We start from the raw sequence: 1422 nt of genomic DNA, 5'->3' as shown, positions 1-1422 counted from the left end.
CCTAGTAGTGCTTCGTTACCTTGAGTGATCTTGCCTGGTGGTGGGCATCTTCGAGGTGTGAAGCTGAGGGATGTCGAGCGGTTCCGGGGCGAGTTGGCGGAGTTCGTGGGTGATGTGTTCGGGTCGTTGCCGCGGCAGGATCAGCGCCGGTGGGGTGCGTGTTATCTGCGCGGTCTGATGCTGGACGGGCGGCGTAAGTCGATCCAGCCGATGGCCGAGCGGTTGCCGGACGGGAACATGCAGGCTCTGCAGCAGTTCGTGAGCCAGTCGCCGTGGGATCCGTTGCCGGTTCGGCGGCGGATCGCCCGGCGGCTGTCGGAGGTGATCAGACCGCAGGTGTGGGTAATCGACGATGTGTCGTTTCCCAAGTGTGGACGCGCCTCTGCCGGGGTGGCCCGTCAGTACTGCGGAGCACTCGGGAAGCGGGCAAACTGTCAGGTCGCGGTCAGTGTCCATGCCGCCACCGACACCGCGTCGTGTCCGTTGGACTGGCAGTTGTATCTGCCCCGGGAGTGGACGGACGAGCCGGGCCGCTGCCGCCGCGCCGGCGTCCCCGACGACGTCGTCCACCAGGAGAAATGGCGCCTCGCGCTCGGGCTGCTGGACAACGTGGGCGAGTGGGGGCTGAAAGCCCCGGTCGTGGTCGCGGATGCGGGTTACGGCGTCAGCACCCCCTTCCGCCACGGCCTGGAGGAACGGGGCCTGTCCTACGTGCTGGCACTGACCGGGAAAGAAGTCGCCCACGAGCTGGACATCGAGCCCCACCAGCCGGATTACGGAGGACTGGGCCCACCGACGCTTGCCCGTTACCGGACGACGCCGCAGGCACTTACCATCCACGCTGCCGAGGCTGCTGCCGCCGGCTGCTTCGCTGAGGTGGCCTGGCGGCAGGGCAGTAAAGGCACGATGACCTCACGGTTCGCGGTACTGGCCGTTCGCCCGGCGGGCAAGCAGTCCCTGGCCGCCGCCCAAGCGGCAGGCGGCGGACGCAACCAATGGAACGGCGTCCTGCCCCCGTCCACCGTCTTGGTGGAATGGCCTGCGGACCAGGACGGGCCGACGGGTTTCTGGGTATCGAACCTGCCGCCCGAGACTCCCGTTGCCGAGCTGGTGCGGTGGGCGAAGATGCGCTGGCGCATCGAGCACGACTACCGCGAACTCAAGCATGGCCTGGGCCTGGACCACTTTGAGGGACGCACCTGGCGCGGCTGGCACCACCACGTCACCCTCGTCACCGCCGCCCAGGCATTCCTCACCCTCAGGCGGCTCGACCCAAAAGTCCCCACGCCGGCCTGACCCTTTACCAGGTCCTGGACGTCCTCCAGGACCTGCTGAAGGGCTGGACCGGCACCTGCACCACCTGCAACCGCCCCCTGCCCCGCAACCGGAGCAGACGCAGAACCTAACGAAGCACTACTAGGG

1 protein-coding gene is annotated in these 1422 nt (G+C 67.7%); it reads left to right on the top strand.

What is annotated here, in order from left to right; all coding sequences use genetic code 11:
* Positions 1-57 precede the first annotated feature (57 nt).
* On the top strand, positions 58-1296 hold the full coding sequence (locus ACH4K1_RS32200) for an IS701 family transposase (RefSeq protein ID WP_398093066.1): 1239 nt from the start codon (positions 58-60) through the stop codon (positions 1294-1296).
* Positions 1297-1422 lie beyond the last annotated feature (126 nt).

The organism is Streptomyces sp. NPDC017448, assembly GCF_044330565.1.
GTDB lineage: Bacteria > Actinomycetota > Actinomycetes > Streptomycetales > Streptomycetaceae > Streptomyces.
The sequence above is the reverse complement of the archived record's forward strand: the minus strand, read 5'-3'. Positions and strand labels throughout refer to the sequence as shown.